Source organism: Burkholderia sp. 22088, assembly GCF_052045915.1.
In the GTDB taxonomy this organism is placed as follows: domain Bacteria; phylum Pseudomonadota; class Gammaproteobacteria; order Burkholderiales; family Burkholderiaceae; genus Burkholderia; species Burkholderia cepacia.
In genome coordinates this window covers 144,877-161,681 of the sequence record NZ_JBQEPY010000021.1, presented here as the reverse complement: position 1 = coordinate 161,681, position 16,805 = coordinate 144,877, and the positions used below count along the sequence as shown (strand labels likewise).

17 protein-coding genes are annotated in these 16,805 nt (G+C 66.9%); 11 read left to right on the top strand and 6 right to left on the bottom strand.

Annotation, left to right across the window (positions count from 1 at the left end; translation table 11 throughout):
• Positions 1–75 precede the first annotated feature (75 nt).
• The 3 genes from gcvA to ettA all read left to right on the top strand — a co-directional run bounded on the left by gcvA (position 76) and on the right by ettA (position 3,261).
• On the top strand, positions 76–993 hold the full coding sequence (gene gcvA, locus ACTJLD_RS33795; protein ID WP_027788483.1) for a transcriptional regulator GcvA: 918 nt from the start codon (positions 76–78) through the stop codon (positions 991–993).
• Between the two features lie 101 nt (positions 994–1,094).
• Positions 1,095–1,403: a DUF3761 domain-containing protein gene (locus ACTJLD_RS33790; protein WP_048023599.1), complete on the top strand. Its 309-nt coding sequence runs from the start codon at positions 1,095–1,097 to the stop codon at positions 1,401–1,403.
• A gap of 190 nt (positions 1,404–1,593) precedes the next feature.
• Positions 1,594–3,261 carry an energy-dependent translational throttle protein EttA gene (gene ettA / locus ACTJLD_RS33785; protein WP_440660868.1) on the top strand — a complete coding sequence of 556 codons (1,668 nt, stop codon included), beginning with the start codon at positions 1,594–1,596 and terminating at the stop codon, positions 3,259–3,261.
• Between the two features lie 134 nt (positions 3,262–3,395).
• Here ettA and ACTJLD_RS33780 read toward each other — a convergent pair whose 3' ends face one another.
• From ACTJLD_RS33780 to ACTJLD_RS33765, 4 genes are read right to left on the bottom strand one after another with little or no spacing between them, the layout of a single operon-like run.
• The gene (locus ACTJLD_RS33780; RefSeq protein WP_321883459.1) at positions 3,396–4,019 is read right to left on the bottom strand and encodes an HAD family hydrolase; all 624 of its coding nucleotides are present in this window, start codon (positions 4,017–4,019) and stop codon (positions 3,396–3,398) included.
• Positions 4,016–4,567, bottom strand: a complete 552-nt coding sequence (locus ACTJLD_RS33775; RefSeq protein WP_321883462.1) for a cysteine hydrolase family protein — start codon at positions 4,565–4,567, stop codon at positions 4,016–4,018. Before ACTJLD_RS33775 ends, ACTJLD_RS33780 begins: the two co-directional genes overlap by 4 nt.
• Positions 4,568–4,621: 54 nt before the next feature.
• Complete coding sequence (locus ACTJLD_RS33770) at positions 4,622–6,436, bottom strand: aminopeptidase P family protein (RefSeq protein WP_027788488.1); 1,815 nt, start codon at positions 6,434–6,436, stop codon at positions 4,622–4,624.
• Between the two features lie 18 nt (positions 6,437–6,454).
• Entirely contained in the window at positions 6,455–6,709 is a 255-nt protein-coding gene (locus ACTJLD_RS33765) for a hypothetical protein (RefSeq protein ID WP_027788489.1), read from the bottom strand.
• A gap of 171 nt (positions 6,710–6,880) precedes the next feature.
• Between ACTJLD_RS33765 and ACTJLD_RS33760 the strand changes: the two genes are divergently transcribed.
• The 7 genes from ACTJLD_RS33760 to ACTJLD_RS33730 all read left to right on the top strand — a co-directional run bounded on the left by ACTJLD_RS33760 (position 6,881) and on the right by ACTJLD_RS33730 (position 12,984).
• On the top strand, positions 6,881–7,642 hold the full coding sequence (locus ACTJLD_RS33760) for a response regulator transcription factor (protein ID WP_027788490.1): 762 nt from the start codon (positions 6,881–6,883) through the stop codon (positions 7,640–7,642).
• A 26-nt stretch (positions 7,643–7,668) separates the two neighbouring features.
• A complete protein-coding gene (hemA, locus tag ACTJLD_RS33755; RefSeq protein WP_027788491.1) occupies positions 7,669–8,967 on the top strand; it encodes a glutamyl-tRNA reductase in 1,299 nt (432 codons plus the stop codon).
• Between the two features lie 82 nt (positions 8,968–9,049).
• Positions 9,050–10,132: a peptide chain release factor 1 gene (prfA, locus tag ACTJLD_RS33750; protein ID WP_027788492.1), complete on the top strand. Its 1,083-nt coding sequence runs from the start codon at positions 9,050–9,052 to the stop codon at positions 10,130–10,132.
• A 7-nt stretch (positions 10,133–10,139) separates the two neighbouring features.
• Positions 10,140–10,982 carry a peptide chain release factor N(5)-glutamine methyltransferase gene (gene prmC, locus ACTJLD_RS33745; RefSeq protein ID WP_027788493.1) on the top strand — a complete coding sequence of 281 codons (843 nt, stop codon included), beginning with the start codon at positions 10,140–10,142 and terminating at the stop codon, positions 10,980–10,982.
• A 67-nt stretch (positions 10,983–11,049) separates the two neighbouring features.
• Positions 11,050–11,361 carry a Grx4 family monothiol glutaredoxin gene (gene grxD, locus ACTJLD_RS33740; protein ID WP_021161789.1) on the top strand — a complete coding sequence of 104 codons (312 nt, stop codon included), beginning with the start codon at positions 11,050–11,052 and terminating at the stop codon, positions 11,359–11,361.
• 20 nt (positions 11,362–11,381) lie between these two features.
• A complete protein-coding gene (locus ACTJLD_RS33735; protein ID WP_059688460.1) occupies positions 11,382–11,978 on the top strand; it encodes a UbiX family flavin prenyltransferase in 597 nt (198 codons plus the stop codon).
• 214 nt (positions 11,979–12,192) lie between these two features.
• A complete protein-coding gene (locus tag ACTJLD_RS33730) occupies positions 12,193–12,984 on the top strand; it encodes a DODA-type extradiol aromatic ring-opening family dioxygenase (RefSeq protein ID WP_042976606.1) in 792 nt (263 codons plus the stop codon).
• Positions 12,985–13,094: 110 nt separating this feature from the next.
• Here the strand turns inward: ACTJLD_RS33730 and ACTJLD_RS33725 are convergent, their stop codons facing one another.
• Entirely contained in the window at positions 13,095–14,693 is a 1,599-nt protein-coding gene (locus tag ACTJLD_RS33725) for an APC family permease (RefSeq protein WP_021161792.1), read from the bottom strand.
• Positions 14,694–15,113: 420 nt separating this feature from the next.
• On the opposite strand from ACTJLD_RS33725, the gene ACTJLD_RS33720 reads away from it, so the two are divergent.
• Entirely contained in the window at positions 15,114–15,317 is a 204-nt protein-coding gene (locus ACTJLD_RS33720) for a cold-shock protein (protein ID WP_006477070.1), read from the top strand.
• A gap of 99 nt (positions 15,318–15,416) precedes the next feature.
• Here ACTJLD_RS33720 and ACTJLD_RS33715 read toward each other — a convergent pair whose 3' ends face one another.
• Positions 15,417–16,667, bottom strand: a complete 1,251-nt coding sequence (locus tag ACTJLD_RS33715) for an Hsp70 family protein (protein ID WP_027788496.1) — start codon at positions 16,665–16,667, stop codon at positions 15,417–15,419.
• Positions 16,668–16,805: the final 138 nt, after the last annotated feature.

Sequence of the window (16,805 nt, the reverse complement as noted above, 5' to 3'; positions counted from 1 at the left end):
GATGCGACAACGGTACTCGCGCACACGCGCCGCCTCAAACGATATTTCATCGGCCATTCGCTTTAGAAAAACTCAATGAATCGTTCCCGCCTGCCGCCGCTCAACGCGCTGCGTGCATTCGAAGCAGCCGCCCGCCACCTGTCGGTGAAATCGGCGGCCGAGGAGCTGTCGGTCACGCCCGGCGCGGTGAGCCAGATGATCCGCACGCTCGAGACGCACCTCGGCGTGCAGCTGTTCGAGCGCGTCAACCGCGGCATCCTGCTGACGGCCGCCGGTCGCGACTACCTGCCGCCGGTGCGCAACGCGTTCCGGCAGATCGCCGACGCGTCGCAGCGCGTGTCGGGCGCCGCCGACAGCGGCGTGCTGACGGTGAGCGTCACCCCGTTCTTCGCATCCGCGTGGCTCGTCCCGCGCCTCGCGCAATTCCGGCACGCGTGCCCTGACGTCGACCTGCAGGTCGTCACGAGCCACGCACTCGCGGATTTTTCGCGCGACGGCGTCGACGTTGCAATCCGTCATGGCCTCGGGCGCTACATCGGCCTGTGCAGCGAACGCCTGCTGACGGTGGAGATCGTCGCGCTCGCGTCGCCCGACCTTGTCGCGCGGCTCGGCATGCCGGCGACGCCCGCCGATCTGGTCGGCTGGCCGCAGCTGCATGACGCCGAGCGCAAGGGCTGGCACATCTGGTTCGGCGCGCAGCGGATCGACGATATCGGGCCGCCGCGCGGCCCCGCGTTCGACGACTCGGGCCTGTTGCTGCAAGCGATCGTCGCCGGTCAGGGCGCCGGGCTGCTGCCGGCCGCGATGGTGCGCGGCGAGCTGGCAAGCGGCCGGCTCGTGCAGCTTGCCGACGTCGCGTGGCTCGACGATTTCGCGTACTACCTCGTCTATCCGCCGCATCACGCCGAGCGGCCGAAGGTCGCCGCTTTTCGCCGGTGGATCCTCGAGGCCGCGCAGGCCGACGGCGCGGCCTCGATGTCGGGCGCGGCGTAGCGTCACGCCGCCGCGCCGGCACCGGTCGGGCGCCGATCCGCTAACATGCGGCGCGGGCCATCCGCCCGACATCGATAACAACAAACCGACCGGGAGAGACCATGCCCGCCCTGTTCTGCCGCGCGACACGCATCGCGGCACTGTCCGCCGTCTTCTTCGTCGCCTGCGCCGCGTTGCCCCAACCCGCACACGCGTACCGCGCACCGCCCGGCTACGGCAACGAAGCCGATCTCGACCGTCACGACACGTATCGCAACCGCGACGGCGAAACCGTGCACGCACCCGCGCATTCGAAATCGGGCCGCGTGCCCGAAGGCGCGAGCGCGCGCTGCCGCGACGGCACCTACAGCTTCAGCCGCCATCGGCGCGGCACGTGCTCGGGGCACGGCGGCGTCGCCGCGTGGCTGTGAGCGCGGCCCCGGCCAAAAGGCCAGGTGTCGCGCCAGCGGCAGCCGGCGGCGAAGTACAATAGCCGCTCGCGCCGCCGACACGCGGCGACGCCGCCGCGCCGTGCGCGGCACGCTCCGTACCGAATCACCCGACGCCGCCACGCCCGCGCGCTGCGCGGCAGTCTCAACCATTTCTGACTTTCACACCCAAATGGCCCAATACGTTTTCACGATGAACCGGGTCGGCAAGATCGTGCCGCCCAAGCGCCAGATCCTGAAGGACATCTCGCTGTCGTTCTTTCCCGGCGCGAAGATCGGCGTGCTCGGCCTGAACGGCTCGGGCAAGTCGACGCTGATCCGCATCATGGCGGGCGTCGACAAGGACATCGAAGGCGAAGCGACGCCGATGCCGAACCTGAACATCGGCTATCTGCCGCAGGAGCCGCAGCTCGACCCGACGAAGACGGTGCGCGAAGCCGTCGAGGAAGGCCTCGGCGACCTGTTCCAGGCCAACAAGAAGCTCGAGGAAATCTACGCGGCGTACGCGGAGCCGGACGCCGACTTCGACGCGCTCGCGGCCGAGCAGGCGAAGTACGAAGCGATCCTCGCGTCGAGCGACGGCGGCAGCCCCGAGCAGCAGCTCGAAGTGGCCGCCGACGCACTGCGCCTGCCGTCATGGGATGCAAAGATCGAGCATCTTTCGGGCGGTGAGAAGCGCCGCGTCGCGCTGTGCAAGCTGCTGCTCGAAAAACCCGACATGCTGCTGCTCGACGAACCGACCAACCACCTCGACGCGGAATCGGTCGACTGGCTCGAGCAGTTCCTGGTGCGCTTCCCGGGCACCGTCGTCGCGGTCACCCACGATCGCTACTTCCTCGACAACGCGGCCGAGTGGATTCTCGAACTCGACCGCGGCCACGGCATTCCGTGGAAGGGCAACTACAGCAGCTGGCTCGACCAGAAGGAAGAGCGCCTGAAGCAGGAAGAAGCGTCGGAATCGGCGCGCCAGAAGGCAATCAAGAAGGAACTGGAGTGGGTGCGCCAGAACCCGAAGGGCCGGCAGGCGAAGTCGAAGGCACGTATCGCGCGCTTCGAGGAGCTGAACAGCCAGGAATACCAGAAGCGCAACGAGACGCAGGAAATCTTCATCCCGGTCGGCGATCGCCTCGGCAATGAAGTGATCGAGTTCAAGAACGTCAGCAAGGCGTTCGGCGACCGTCTGCTGATCGACAACCTGAACCTGAAGATCCCGGCCGGCGCGATCGTCGGCATCATCGGCCCGAACGGCGCCGGCAAGTCGACGCTGTTCCGGATGCTGACGGGCAAGGAGCAGCCGGATTCGGGCGAAGTCGTGATGGGGCCGACCGTGAAGCTCGCGTACGTCGACCAGAGCCGCGACGCGCTCGACGGCACGAAGACGGTGTTCGAGGAAATCTCGGGCGGCGCCGACGTGCTGACGGTGGGCAAGTACGAAACGCCGTCGCGCGCGTACATCGGCCGCTTCAACTTCAAGGGCGGCGACCAGCAGAAGATCGTCGGCAACTTGTCCGGCGGCGAACGCGGCCGCCTGCACCTCGCGAAGACGCTGATCTCGGGCGGCAACGTGCTGCTGCTGGACGAACCGTCGAACGACCTCGACGTCGAAACGCTGCGCGCGCTGGAAGACGCGCTGCTCGAATTCGCGGGCTCGGTGATGGTGATCTCGCACGATCGCTGGTTCCTCGACCGGATCGCAACGCACATCCTCGCATTCGAAGGCAATTCGCAGGTCACGTTCTTCGACGGCAACTACCAGGAATACGAAGCCGACAAGCGTGCGCGCCTCGGCGAGGAAGCCGCGAAGCCGAAGCGTCTGCGCTACAAGCCGATCAGCCGCTGAGCGGCGCGGCCCGGGCGCCCGGCACTGCGGTAACGCAGGAACGGGCACCGAGGCTGGTCGCTCCGGAAGCGGGACAACAAAAAACGGGCCGCTGGCCCGTTTTTTTATCCGACGGCTGGCTGCCGGCTTGCCGCTTACGCCAGCGCGCCCAGTTCGCGCAGCCGTGCCTCGGTCGTGGCCGCACTCGTGTGATGAATGCCGTGCCAGCCGAGCGCCGTCGCGGCCGCGGCGTTCTTCGCGTTGTCGTCGATGAACACGAGTTCGTGCGGCGCGATGCCCGGCAAGTGCGGCTCGATCCGCGCATGCATCTCGCGGTAGATCGCCGGATCGGGTTTCACGAGCTTCACACGGCCCGACACGACGATATCCGTGAAACGCCGCAGCACCGGGAAGTTGTCCCACGCATACGGAAACGTCTGCGCCGACCAGTTCGTCAGCCCGAACAGCGGCATCCCCTGCGCGTCGAGCCGGTCGACGAGCGCGGCGCCTTCGTCGAGCACGCCGCCGATCATCTCGTGCCAGCGCGCATAGAACGCGCGGATCAGCCCCTCGTGCGCCGGAAACTTCGCGACAAGCTCGGCCGTCCCCTCTTCGATCGTCTGCCCGCCGTCCTGGCGGACCACCCAGTCCATCGTGCAGACATGCGTGAAGAACCAGCGACGCTCGGTGTCGTCGGGAATCAGTTCCCCGTAAAGGTACTCGGGGCTCCAGTCGATCAGCACGCCGCCGAAATCGAACACCACGGCCTTGATCGTCATGCGAACTCCGTCGCAAGGACGTCCGCGAGCGGGCGCGGCATCACCGGGTTGCCCGACAGCGAATTGTTTTCCCATACGAAGTGATGATGCGCGACGATCTGCGCGGCCGACAGGTGCGTGCGCTCGTTCGTGGTGTGCAGGTCGGACACGACGGTCGTCCGGTAGCCGAGCAGCGCGGCGCGGCGCGCGGCCGAATCGACGCAGAACTCGGTCGCATAACCGCAGATCAGCACCGAACGGATGCCGCGGCGCTCGAGTTGCGCCGCGAGCGGCGTATCGTGAAACGAATCGCTCATCTGCTTGCGCACCCGCCAGTCACCGTTCCCGACGACCAGCCCCGCGTGCAGTTCCCAGCCCGGCGTGCCGGGCACGACGTCGTCGTCCGCGTCGCCGTCGTGCTGCACGAAGCACACGGGCGCGTTCGCCGCACGCGCCGCCGCCGTCAACCGGTTGATGCCCGACACCACGTCATCGAGCCGGTACGCGGGCGTTGCCCGCTCCACCAGCCCGCGCTGCATGTCGACCACGATCACTGCCGTGTCCGCCATCGTCGCCCTCGCTGTTGTTGTTCGGCCGGCACCCGGCCGCTTTCCTGCGTTGCGTCAGATCGGCTGCGTGCGCGCGTCGAGCCACGCCTTGGCATCGCCGCTCAGATGGCGGCCGACGCGCTCGCGCACCGTTGCGTGATACGCGTTCAGCCACGCGCGTTCTTCTTCATGCAGCATCTCGATCAGCACGCAGCGCGTGTCGATCGGGCACAGCGTCAGCGTCTCGAACGCGAGGAAATCGCCGAACTCGGTCTGCCCGGCCGCGCGGTTCACGACCAGATTCTCGATCCGGATGCCCCACTGGCCGGGACGGTACACGCCCGGCTCGATCGACGTGATCATGCCCTCTTCCATCGCCGTGTACGGCTCGGCCGGCGCGTAGTGCGAGATCACCTGCGGGCCTTCGTGCACGTTCAGGAAGTAGCCGACGCCGTGCCCCGTGCCGTGCCCATAGTCGAGCCCGGCCGCCCACATCGGCGCGCGCGCGATCGCGTCGAGCATCGGCGAGCGGATGCCGCGCGGGAATCGGGCACGCGACAGCGCCATCATCGATTTCAGCACGATCGTGAAATCGCGCCGCTGCAGGTCGCTGACGGTGCCGACCGGCACGACGCGCGTGATGTCGGTCGTACCCGTCACGTACTGGCCGCCCGAATCGATCAGCAGCAGCCCGTCGCCGGCGATCGTCGCGTGCGACTCCGGCGTCGCGCGGTAATGCGGCATCGCGCCGTTCGCGTTGAAGCCCGCGATCGTCGCGAAGCTCGGCGACACGTAGCCGGGGCGCCGCGCGCGCGCGGCAGTGAGCTTCTCGTCGATCGTCAGTTCGGTGATCGTCTCGCGGTTCACGGCCTGTTCGAACCAGGAGAAGAATTCCGCGAGCGCGGCGCCGTCGTGCTCCATCGTCACGCGCACGTGCTCGATCTCGGTGGATGTCTTGCGCGACTTCGCGAACGTCGACGGATTCACGGCCTCGACGAGCTTCACGCCGGCCGGCACGGCCTCGAGCGTGCCGAACGTCACGCGGCGCGGGTCGATCAGCAGCGTCGCGCCGTCGGGCAGTGCCGCGAGCGCGGCGCGCGCGGCGTCGTAGGCGCGGACGTCGACGCCGTCCTGCGCGAGCGACGCGGCCAGTGCCGGCGACACCTTGCCGTCGGCGACGAACAGCGTCGCGCGATCGGCGCCGATCATTGCGTGCGCAACGAATACGGGATTGAAGTTGACGTCGGCGCCGCGCAGGTTGAACAGCCATGCGAGGTCGTCGAGCGTCGAGACGAAATGCCACTGCGCGCCTTGCGCACGCATCGCGCGGCGCACTTCGGCCAGCTTGCTCGCGCGCGTCGTGTCGGCCTGCGGCGCCGCGTGCTCGAACACCGCGTCGCCGGGCAGCCCCGGCCGCTCGGGCCAGATCGCGTCGAGCAGGTCGAGGTCGGTGCGCAGCGCGATGCCGCGCGCGTTCAGCGCGGCCGTCAGCCCGCGTGCGGCCGCGACGCCGAGCACCGCGCCGTCGACGCCGACCGTCGCCCCCGCCGCCACGTTCTGCGCGAGCCAGTCGACGTGCGGCGCGCTCTGCTGCCCGCCCGTCATCTTCATCAGTTGCACCCCCGTGCCGGCCAGTTCGGCGTCGGCCTGCACCCAGTAGCGGCTGTCGACCCACAGCCCCGCGAAATCCGCGGTCACGACCAGCGTGCCGACCGAGCCCGTGAAGCCGGACAGCCAGCGGCGGGCCTGCCAGCGCTCCGGCAGATATTCGGACAGGTGGGGATCGGCGGACGGCACGAGATAGGCGGCCAGGTTCTCGCGGGCCATCGCGCCACGCAGCAGCGCGAGACGGGCCGGCACCGGCGAGACTTCGGGAAGACGGGCATTCATGATTTCACCTGAGAGCATTCAGCGACGGGCCGACAGCGCAACCGTCACGGCTACTGCGAGGAACGCGACGCCGGTGCAGACCGGCCATTCGAGCGTCTCGCCATCGTAAAACAGTCCAGAGAGATTGCCGGCCATGCGGGCCGCAGCCGCGCCGACGATACCGGCGAGCACCGCGATCCACCACGCCGGCCGGCCCGTGCGCCGCATCGGATGCAGCCATCGGCCGAACAGCCCGACGGCCGCTCCCAGGACAAGGATTCCAAACCAGTTCATTCGACGCCTTCCATAAATTCGGATTCGTCCCATAGGCGTGAACGTTGCCAGCGGCTAGCATCGATTCATCCATCGAACCCGAGACCAGCCGGGTGCCGCGAACATTCGAGTGTAGGGGCCGACTCGACGTTATGGCAAGCGCGCACCGGCTGCCGTATTGAAGAAATTCTCATGCGAATCGCTCTGATCGATCCGGACGCGCGCCATGCCGCGCTCCTGAACCGCCTGCTCTTTGCGGGCGGTCATGTGTGCCACGCGTTTCCGTCCAGTACGGCATTCTTCGAGTGGCTCGCCGCCAATACCTGCGACATGCTGATCACCGGCCACTGGGCCGGCGACCAGCCGGCCGAGGAAGTCATTCCGCGTGCGCAGACTGTCCTGCCCGGACTGCCGGCGATCGCCGTGATGCAAATGCCGCGCGAAAGCCAAATCGTATCGTGCCTGCACGCGGGCGCCGACGATTGCCTCGTGCGCCCGGTGAGCGGGCCCGAGCTGCTCGCGCGCGTCAACGCGGTGAGCCGGCGCGCCGGCGTGCGCCGGCCGCCGGCCCGCTCACGCGAAATGTATGGCGAATACGCCTTCGACGCCACGCACTGCCTCGTTCGCTTCGACAACGCAATCGTTTCACTCACGCCGAAGGAGTTCCGTTTTGCGCAGTTGCTGTTCGCGAACCTGTCGCGGCCCGTGTCGCGCGCCCATATCCTCGAAACGGTGTGGGCACGCCGCCGCGACATGAAGTCGCGCACGCTCGATACCCACGCGTCCCGGCTGCGCAGCAAGCTGCACCTGCTTCCGGAGCGCGGCTACCGGCTGCTGCCGCTCTACGGCTATGGCTATCAGCTCGACCGCGTGCCGATCGAGCCCCCAAATTCCCGGCCCCGCCACGCCGATGCCCGGTATGCCGCGAGTGAGGAAATCGCTGAAACGCTATAATATGGGGCTAAACGATAGCCCTCGATATGCAACTCCTCACGATCGGAATCAATCACCACACTGCGCCTGTCGCCCTGCGCGAACGCGTGGCGTTTCCGCTCGAGCAGATCAAGCCGGCTCTCGTCACGTTCAAGAACGTGTTTCTCGGCCCCCAGGCGCCCAATACGCCCGAAGCGGCGATCCTCTCCACCTGCAACCGCACCGAACTGTATTGCGCGACCGATGATCGCGCCGCACGCGAAGGCGCGGTCCGCTGGCTGTCGGAGTATCACCGGATTCCGGTCGACGAGCTCGCACCGCACGTCTATGCGCTGCCGCAGTCGGAAGCAGTCCGGCACGCGTTCCGCGTCGCATCCGGCCTCGATTCGATGGTGCTGGGCGAAACCCAGATTCTGGGCCAGATGAAGGATGCCGTCCGCACCGCGACGGAAGCCGGCGCGCTCGGCACCTACCTGAACCAGCTGTTCCAGCGCACGTTCGCGGTGGCGAAGGAAGTGCGCGGCACGACCGAAATCGGCACGCAGTCGGTGTCGATGGCGGCCGCCGCGGTGCGCCTCGCGCAGCGGATCTTCGAAAAAGTGTCCGATCAGCGCGTGCTGTTCATCGGCGCCGGCGAGATGATCGAGCTGTGCGCGACGCACTTCGCCGCGCAAGGCCCGCGCGAACTCGTCGTCGCGAACCGCACGGCCGAACGCGGCCAGCGCCTTGCCGAACGCTTCAGCGGCCGCGCGATGCCGCTCTCGGATCTGCCGACCCGCATGCACGAATTCGACATCATCGTGTCGTGCACGGCGTCGACGCTGCCGATCATCGGCCTCGGCGCAGTCGAGCGCGCGGTGAAGGCACGCCGCCACCGGCCGATCTTCATGGTCGACCTCGCGGTGCCGCGCGACATCGAGCCCGAAGTCGGCAAGCTGAAGGACGTGTTCCTCTACACCGTCGACGATCTCGGCGCGATCGTGCGCGAAGGCAACGCATCGCGCCAGGCTGCGGTCGCGCAGGCCGAAGCGATCATCGAAACGCGCGTGCAGAATTTCATGCAGTGGCTCGACACGCGCAGCGTCGTGCCGGTGATCCGTCACATGCATACGCAGGCCGACGCCTTGCGCCGGGCCGAAGTCGACAAGGCGCAGAAGCTGCTCGCGCGCGGCGACGATCCGGCCGCCGTGCTCGAAGCGCTGTCGCAGGCGCTGACCAACAAGCTGATCCACGGCCCGACGAGCGCGCTCAATCGCGTGAACGGCGCCGATCGCGATTCGCTGATCGACCTGATGCGCGGCTTCTACCAGCACGCGCCGCGCTCGAACGACCAGTCCGGCCACTAGCGCCGGCCGATCGCCCTGCCGCCGGCCGCGCGCCGGCCTATCCTTTCCGAATACCCCTTGCCCGGGAGCGCCGCTCCACACCATGAAGACGAGCATGCAACGCAAGCTCGACCAGCTGTCCACACGGCTGGCCGAACTGAACGACCTGCTGAGCCGCGAAAACGTCACGGCCGACCTCGACCAGTACCGCAAGCTGACGCGTGAACATGCGGAACTTGGCCCGGTGGTCGAACAGTACGCGCTGTGGCGCCAGTCGCGCAGCGACGAGACGGCCGCGCAGGAGCTGCTCGGCGATCTGTCGATGCGCGACTTCGCGGAAGACGAAATCCGCAGCGCGCGCGAGAGCATGACCCGCCTCGAGACCGAGCTGCAGAAGATGCTGCTGCCGAAGGATCCGAACGACGACCGCAACATCTTCCTCGAAATCCGTGCGGGCACGGGCGGCGACGAATCCGCGCTGTTCGCCGGCGACCTGCTGCGCATGTACCTGCGCTTCGCGGAACGCCAGCGCTGGCAGGTCGAAATGATGTCGGAGAGCGCATCCGATCTCGGCGGCTACAAGGAAGTGATCGTGCGGATCGCGGGCCAGGGCGCGTATTCGCGCCTGAAGTTCGAATCGGGCGGCCATCGCGTGCAGCGCGTGCCGGCAACCGAGACGCAAGGGCGCATCCACACGTCCGCGTGCACGGTCGCGGTGATGCCGGAAGCCGACGAAATCGGCGAGGTCGAGATCAATCCGGCCGACTTGCGGATCGACACGTTCCGTGCGTCCGGCGCGGGTGGCCAGCACATCAACAAGACCGACTCGGCGGTGCGCGTCACGCACATCCCGACCGGGATCGTCGTCGAGTGCCAGGACGACCGTTCGCAGCACAAGAACAAGGATCGTGCGCTGAAGGTGCTCGCCGCGCGCATCAAGGACAAGCAGTATCACGAGCAGCACGCGAAGGAAGCCGCGACGCGCAAGAGCCTGATCGGCTCCGGCGACCGCTCGGAACGGATCCGCACGTACAACTTCCCGCAGGGCCGGATGACCGACCACCGGATCAACCTGACGCTGTACCGGCTCGAGGCGATCATGGACGGCGACCTCGACGAACTGATCAGCGCGCTGGTCAGCGAGCACCAGGCCGAACTGCTCGCGTCGCTCGGCGACGCCGACTGAGGTCACGATGCCCGACACGACCGCCGACGAACTGCTGCGCGCGTCCGCGCTCGACGCGGTCGATGCGCGCGTGCTGCTCGCGCACGCGCTTGGCTGGACCCGCACACAACTGATCACGCGCGGTGACGCGCCGCTCGACGCGGCCGCGGTCGAACGCTACCGCACGCTCGAGGCGCGCCGCATGGCCGGCGAGCCGGTCGCGCAGCTCGTCGGGATGCGCGAATTCTTCGGCCGGCCGTTCGACGTGACGCCCGACGTGCTGATCCCGCGCCCTGAAACCGAACTGCTCGTCGAAGCCGCACTCGATGCGATCGACGGGCTGCCGCATCCGGCCGTGCTCGATCTCGGCACGGGCAGCGGCGCGATTGCCGTCTCCATCGCCGCCGAGCGGCCCGATGCACGCGTGTGGGCGCTCGACCGTTCGCCGGCCGCACTCGAGGTCGCGCAACGCAACGCACGCAAGCTGCTGGACGCGCACCGCCCCGGCGGCCCGCTGCACTGGTTGCAGAGCGACTGGTACGCGGCGCTCGATCCTGCGCTCGCCTTCGACACGATCGTCAGCAATCCGCCGTACATCGCGCAGCACGATCCGCACCTCACGCAGGGCGACCTGCGTTTCGAGCCGCGCGGCGCACTCACCGACGATGCCGACGGCCTCAGCGCGATCCGCACGATCGTCGCGGGCGCCGGCACTTACCTGAAACCGGGCGGCACGCTCTGGATCGAGCACGGTTACGACCAGGCCGAGGCCGTGCGCGCCGTACTCGCATCGCACGGCTTCGTCGCGGTCGAATCGCTCGCCGATCTGGCCGCAATCGAACGCACGACAGGCGGCCGCCTGCCGGGCTGATGCCCGGCCCGTCCGGTTGAAATCCGCTATCATTTCGATCTAACGCCCCGCAAACGCAAGGTCAGTCATGGACACCCAACAACGTATCAAGCAAATCGTCGACGAAAACCAGGTCGTGCTCTTCATGAAGGGCAACGCGCAATTCCCGATGTGCGGCTTTTCGGGCCGCGCCATCCAGGTGCTGAAGGCCTGCGGCGTCGATCAATTCAAGACGGTCAACGTGCTCGAAGACGACGAGATCCGCCAGGGCATCAAGGAATTCTCGAACTGGCCGACCATCCCGCAGCTCTACGTGAAGGGCGAATTCATCGGCGGCTCGGACATCATGATGGAGATGTACCAGTCGGGCGAACTGCAGCAACTGTTCGCCGCCGCGTAATACGCCCCGCCCCCTTTTCGATGGCATCTCCCAGCGCGCCGCCACGCCGGCTGATCGTCGCGATCACCGGCGCCACCGGCGCGATCTACGGCGTACGGCTGCTCGACCTGCTGCGCGCCGCCGGCGGCGTCGAAACGCACCTGCTGATTTCGAACGCCGGCTGGCTCAACATCCAGCACGAACTGAAGCTATCGAAGGCCGAGGTCGAAAGCCGTGCGGACGTCGTGCACTCGGTGCGCGACGTCGGCGCGACGATCGCATCGGGGTCGTTCGCGACCGACGGGATGGTGATCGCGCCCTGCTCGATGAAGACGCTCGCGAGCGTCGCGCACGGGCTGTCCGACAACCTGATCACGCGCGCGGCCGACGTCACGTTGAAGGAGCGCCGCCGCCTCGTGCTGATGGTGCGCGAAACGCCGTTCAACCTCGCGCATCTGCGCAACATGACCGCCGTGACCGAAATGGGCGGCATCGTCTTCCCGCCGCTACCCGCGTTCTACGCGATGCCGAAGACGATCGAGGAACTCGTCGACCAGACCGTCACCCGCGTGCTCGACCTGTTCGCGCTCAGTGCACCGATGACGACGCCGTGGGCCGGCATCCGGCCGGCGCAGTAAGCCGCTCGCCGCTTCCGCGCCGTTCTTCGCGCATCTTCATCGATTCATCTGCCTTCCGGCCTGATTCGGCCACCTCAAGCCCCCGTCCGCTCTCGCACTCGCAGAATCGGCCCGATTATCAACCAATACGACTCAATCAAATTCCGCGCGACGGATTTATCAATGCCCGGTGCGCGCCTATAGTCACAGGCAAATCCCTTTGCAGGCCACCACCATGAACCGCTTGCCTTCGCTCTACCTGTCCCACGGCGCCCCGACGCTGCCGATCGACCCGACGCTGCCGTCCGGCGCGTTCACCCACCTTGGCGCCGAATTGCCGCGCCCGCGCGCGGTACTGATGCTGTCCGCGCACTGGGGCACGCAGCGTCCCGTCGCCAGCGTCGCCGCGCATCCTGAAACGATCCACGACTTCTACGGCTTTCCGCAGGCGCTGTACGACATCCGCTACCCGGCGCCCGGCGCGCCCGACGTCGCCGAGCGCGCGGCCGGACTGCTGAATGCAGCCGGCATCGCCACCGCGACGACAGAGCACGGCCTCGACCACGGCGCGTGGGTACCGATGCTGCTGATGTTCCCGGAAGCCGACGTGCCGGTGGCACAGCTGTCGATCCAGCCGCGGGCGGATGCTGCGCACCACTTCGCGCTCGGCCGCGCGCTGCGACCGCTGCGCGACGAAGGCGTGATGGTGATCGGCTCCGGCCAGATCACGCACAACCTGCGCGCCGCCGATTTCGGTGCGGCACCGGAAGATGCGGACCCGCGCGTCGCGGAATTCACCGACTGGTTCGAGGCGAAACTGGCCGCGCGCGACGTCGACGCGCTGCTCGACTACCGTCGGCAGGCGCCGCATGCCGCGCTGATGCATCCGACCGACGAGCATCTGCTGCCGGTGTTCACGGCGCTCGGCGCGGCGGACGACGACTACCAGCTTGGCATCCAGTCGCTCGGCACGTACCAGCGCGTGCTCGCGATGACGAACTACGTGTTCGCGAGCGCGGCCGCCTGAGCGTCGCGCGGCAACCGTCGAGCGCCAATAAAAAGCCCGCCCGAGCATCGCTCGGGCGGGCTTTTTTCCGCTGCTGGCTGCCGCCGCCGAATCCGGCGACAGGTCACGCGTCAGGCACCGACCCCCTCGAGGATCTCGTCGTGCGATTCACGCTCGTCGAGATACTGGGTCCGGTAGCCGGTATTCACGCCCCAGAAGTAGAACACCAGCGAGATTGCGGCGACGATCAGCATGTCCCAGCCGTACGGCAGCACGCCGTAGCCGCCGAACTCCTTGCTGCCGATCAGCGACAGCACGGCCATCGTCGGCAGGTACGCGACCAGCCACCATGCGGCCTTCAGGTCGGCACCCCAGCCGGTCCAGCCCGACTTCGCCTGGAAGTAGAAGTACACCGGCAGCGCGACGATCATCAGCAGGATGATCTCGCCCGTCAGCGGCCACTTCGCCCAGTAGAGGATCAGCGACGCGCAGACGAACGCGAACGGCGCGATCAGCTTCATCAGCGGAATCGACAGCGGACGCTCGATGTCGGTCGCCGAGCGGCGCAGCGCCATCAGGCTGATCGGGCCGGTCAGGTACGAGATCACCGTCGCAACCGAGATCACCGCCGCGAGCGAGCTCCAGCCGCGGAAGAAGAACAGGAAGATGAACGAGACCAGCAGGTTGAACCACATCGCCTGGCGCGGCACGCCGTAGAGCGGGTGCACGTTGCCGAACATCTTCGGCATCGTGTTGTTGCGCTCCATCGCGTAGATCATGCGGGTGGTGGTCGCCATGTACGTCGTGCCGGTGCCGCTCGGGCTGACGAACGCGTCGACGTACAGCAGGATCGCGAGCCAGTTCAGGTTCAGCGCGATCGCCAGTTCGGCGAACGGCGACTTGAAGTTGAAGTGCGACCAGCCCTGCGCGACGTCAGCCGGATTCACCGAGCCGATGTACGCCATCTGCAGCAGTACATAGATCACGAGCGCGATCAGGATCGACGTGATCACCGCGAACGGCACGCTGCGCGACGGGTTGCGCGCTTCGCCCGCGAGGTTCACCGGGCTCTGGAAGCCGTTGAACGCGAACACGATGCCGCTCGTCGCGACCGCGGTCAGCACCGCCGACCAGCCGTACGGCGCAAAGCTTGCATTGGATGCGGTGCCGAGGTTTTCCGGATGGTAGCTCGTCAGCATCAGGCCGAGGATCGTGAGGCCGGGGATCAGGAACTTGAAGATCGTGATCGTGGTGTTCGCCCGGGCAAACGCCTTCACGCCCCAGTAGTTCAGCAAGAAGTAGATGACGACCAGCACGGCCGACAGCAGCAGGCCGGGTGTCGTCAGCTCGCCGTTTACGAACAGCGCATGCGCCCACGGATACGGCCACGTGCTCATGTACTGGATCGACGCCTCAGCCTCGATCGGGATCACGGATACGATCGCGATCCAGTTCGCCCACGCGCTGATGAAGCCGACCAGCGAGCCATGCGAGTAGCGCGCGTAGCGCACCATGCCGCCCGACTCGGGGAACATCGCGCCCAGTTCCGCGTACGTCAGTGCAATCGCGAGAATCACGACCGCGCCGATGATCCATGCGCAGATCGCTGCCGGACCGGCGATCTTTGCGGCCTTCCAGGCGCCGAACAGCCAGCCCGAGCCGATAATCGAACCCAGCCCCGTCAGCATCAATGCAAACGGGCCGATGTTCCGTTGAATAGAACTCTTCACATCCTCTCCTGTGTCTCAAAAAGCATGGTCGGCCCGCGGTCCGGGATCGGCTCGGACTGCACCGCGCACGCATTCTTGGGGGGACGCGTCACCCGATCAGGGCAACCCGTCCGCGCGGCGCGTAGTTTAACGGTTGCACCTCAAGCGTGGCGCCAAAATCGTTCGGCCCCTACAAAAAATTCGCATCGTTTGCAAGCTTTGTAAACCTGATATACGCAATAACCCTGAGTCCATGGAAATACGGTTGACCACGCGGGTGATAAGCCGTATAAAGGACTTCGCAGGATTTCAAGTGGCGAGTGAATTGGTTCTTTCGTAGTTCGCCCATCAACGGTACTCCGGTTGGTCCTATTACCCCTTCCTTGATTTTCCGCACACCATGGGCTTCGGCCCCGTTTTATCTTTTTAGGAACAAGTAACATGGCAACCGGTACCGTCAAGTGGTTCAATGACGCAAAGGGCTTCGGCTTCATCACCCCGGAAGGCGGCGGCGACGATCTGTTCGCGCACTTCTCGGAAATCCGCGTCGAAGGCTTCAAGACGCTGCAAGAAAACCAGAAGGTTGAATTCGAAGTGAAGACGGGCCCGAAGGGTCTGCAAGCTGCGAACATCCGTCCGGTCTAAGCTTGGCGCGATTATTCGTGTAAAAAAGCCCCGCTTCGGCGGGGCTTTTTGTTTTTCGGCGCCGGTCGCCCGGCATGACGGCCTTTCAGCCGCCCGCATTCAGCCGAACAAGCGCTGCGCGTGAATGCCGAGCCCCGTCGCGACACTCGCGAGGCGGTCGCCGAACACCGGCTGCGCATCCGGGAACGCACCCGCGAGCGCACCCGACAGGAACGCGAGCCCCGTCGAGCCGCCGGTGAAATACAGTGCGCCGACGTCGCGCGGCGCGACACCCGCCAGCCGCACCGTCTCGCGCGCGGCATCGACGATGCGGGCGGTGTCGTCGCGGCTCGCATCGACGAGGCGCTCGGCATCGAACGCGATCTGCAGATCCTCTTCCACGTCGTTCAGGTCGATCATCGTCTCCCCGCCCGCCGCGACGCCGATCTTCGCTTCCTCCGCGCGCGCCATCAACGCATGCCCGAGCCGCTGCTCGACCACGCTCGTGAGCCGGTCGTACTGCTGCACATCGCGGTACAGATGCTTCATCAGCTTCAGCTCGCCGAGCCGCTTCGGCGTGTAGACCGTGTTGATCAGGTGCCAGGTCGCGAGATCGAAGTAGATCTTGTTCGGCAGCTCGCGCCCTTCGGGATCGAGCGAACGGTAGCCGAATGCGGGCAGGATCGCGGCCAGCTCGACACGCCGGTCGTAGTCGGTGCCCGCGACGTGCACGCCGTGGTGGGCCAGCACGTCGTCCTTGCGCTCGAGCCGCGCCATCCGCTCGGGCCCGACGCGCACCAGCGAGAAGTCGGACGTGCCGCCGCCGATGTCGGCGACGAGCACGAGGCGCTCCGCCTGCTGGCGCGACTCGTAGTCGAACGCGGCCGCGATCGGTTCGTACTGAAATTGAACGTCCGTGAAGCCGACCGATCGCGCGGCAGCCTCGAGCTGGTCCTGTGCAAGGCGGTCGGCGCGCGGATCGTCGTCGACGAAGAACACGGGCCGGCCGAGCACCGCACGACCGATCGGCGCAGCCGCGCGGGTTTCGGCCTTGTGCTTCAGGTGCGTCAGGAAGCGCGCGATGATGTCGGTGTACGCGATCGCGCTGCCGTCGCCGAGATCGGTCGTCGTTTCCGCGAGCGGCGAGCCGAGAATGCTCTTCATCGAGCGCATCAGCCGGCCGTCGAAACCGTCGATGTAGGAAGCCAGCGCCGCACGGCCGTATTCGACCGTCTCTTCGTCGTTGTTGAAGAAGATCGCGGTGGGCAGCGTCAGGTGGTCGCCCTCGACGGGCGCGAGGCGCATGCCATCGCCGTCGGGCAGCGCCACGGCGGAATTGGACGTGCCGAAATCGATCGCGCAGTAAGTCATGGGAAATTGCCGCAGCAGGGCCGGCGCGAAAACGGAAAGGACGGGCTTTTTAACATGAAGCCCGCGGGATCACAACCGGGGCCGGCCACCGGTGCCGCGCAGCGGGCCCCGGTGGCGACGGCGCGCAGACGGGCGCGC